The 1,667-nt window shown below is 39.3% G+C and carries 2 protein-coding genes; both read right to left on the reverse strand.

Annotated elements, in window-relative coordinates:
• Nucleotides 1-135: 135 nt before the first annotated feature.
• Nucleotides 136-975 carry an NAD kinase gene (locus ACRCJ0_RS13515; RefSeq protein ID WP_419970748.1) on the reverse strand — a complete coding sequence of 280 codons (840 nt, stop codon included), beginning with the start codon at nucleotides 973-975 and terminating at the stop codon, nucleotides 136-138.
• An 80-nt stretch (nucleotides 976-1,055) separates the two neighbouring features.
• On the reverse strand, nucleotides 1,056-1,667 hold a 612-nt coding region (locus ACRCJ0_RS13520; protein WP_431390755.1), incomplete at its 5' end, for a GTP pyrophosphokinase.

Genomic DNA, 1,667 nt, shown 5'->3' on the forward strand with positions numbered 1-1,667 from the left:
TTCAAAAAGGTACGTGTTAACAAAGCTTCATCCGCTTGCCATTCGAATACCATCATAAAAATTGTCGACCTTTCATTTACGCACTTTATTTGTTACTTTAATTTATTGCTTTTTTACATACTAAATACTGAAAAACTAATTTTCATCCTTTGTGAGCTTGCGCTTTGGATAGTCGTTGATTCCGATAAATGAGTTCTCTACTCTATCCCAGAAGTGCATGTGACGGTAACGAGCAAAATGCACGCGTTCCTTGGCTACACGGTATGTAATTTTTTCAACATCATTCAATGGCATATTCAAGTGGTCTAAAGACAAGAATATACCAGTCATGGCATGTTCTTTGGCCGGTTTTACGACAATCCACTCGTCTTTTGCGATCAATAAGGGGCTGGCTAAAGACCGGTATACTCGGTTATTAATTGAGGCAATCTCCGTCATTTGAATGGTATCTAAACGCGGGTGGACAACGGCCCCACCTAAGGATTTATTTAACCCTGTTGAACCAGTTGGCGTTGAAATACACAAGCCGTCTCCTTTAAAGAATTCAAATTTTTCTTCTTTAATGAAAATCTCGCACGTCATTGTCCCCTCATACCGTCTAATGGCAGACTCATTCAAAGCAATGTGGCGGACCACTTGGCCATCACTGTATTCAATTTCGACTTCTAGTAAGGGATAAGACACACTCTCACCTGAATCATTACTTAAGGCTGCAAGGAATTCAGGCAATTCACTCTCTAGCCAGTCTGTATAAAAACCTAAGTGCCCAGTATGTAAACCAACAAAACGAACAGAGTCTAACTGGTCCGCATAAGTATGGAAGGTTTTTAGCAAGGTGCCATCTCCACCAACGGAAATCGCTAATTCAGGATTTACATCATCCAATTCAAAGCCTGAGCTTGCACAAGATGCATAAATCATATCGCGAATTTTTTTAGAACTTTCAGTGTCACTGTATCGTACTGCCACTCTCATCTACATACCCTCCACAATTGATTTAGTCACCGTTACATTTACATCTTCATTCCCTTTGCAACTTGATCCGAATATTTTAATTAATCATCAAAGTATAGCGGGCGTTTATGTTTGTCTTCTATTTGATCTTCTACTGAATTAGGAAATTGTGTCTTCTGTCTACTATTTGACCCAGTCGTTTGAAAATACTTCTGGGCTTCCTTAATTTCTTCACGAATTTCAGACATTTCCTCGTCTAAACGAAAGGCTGCTTCAGCTGCTCTTTCAAGTCGTTGGTGCAATTCTAATGGATAATCGCCCGCATACTTGTAATTCAATGAGTGCTCAATGGTCGCCCAAAAGTTCATCGCTAAAGTCCGCACTTGTATTTCAACAAGGATCGAATCGGTCCCCGTAATTCTTTCAATCGGATAAGCAATGACAATATGGTATGAACGATAGCCACTTGCCTTCTTATGACTAATATAATCACGTTCAACAATAATGTCAAAATCTTCACGCTGATGAAGGATTTCAACGATTTGATAAATATCTTCCACAAACTGACACATGATGCGAATACCACCGATATCTTCAATCACGGTTTCAATATTATGTGCGTTTAGGTCTGATACTTCTCTAAATTCAGCTTTTCTTAAAATACTGTCAGGTCTCTTTACCCGGCCAGTAACAAATTCGATTGGCGAATGAAG

Source organism: Aerococcus sp. L_32, from assembly GCF_050689315.1.

Coding starts and splice junctions, on each gene's coding strand:
- ACRCJ0_RS13515 (WP_419970748.1), bottom strand. CDS start 975: ATGAGAGTGGCAGTACGATACAGTGACACTGAAAGTTCTAAAAAAATT.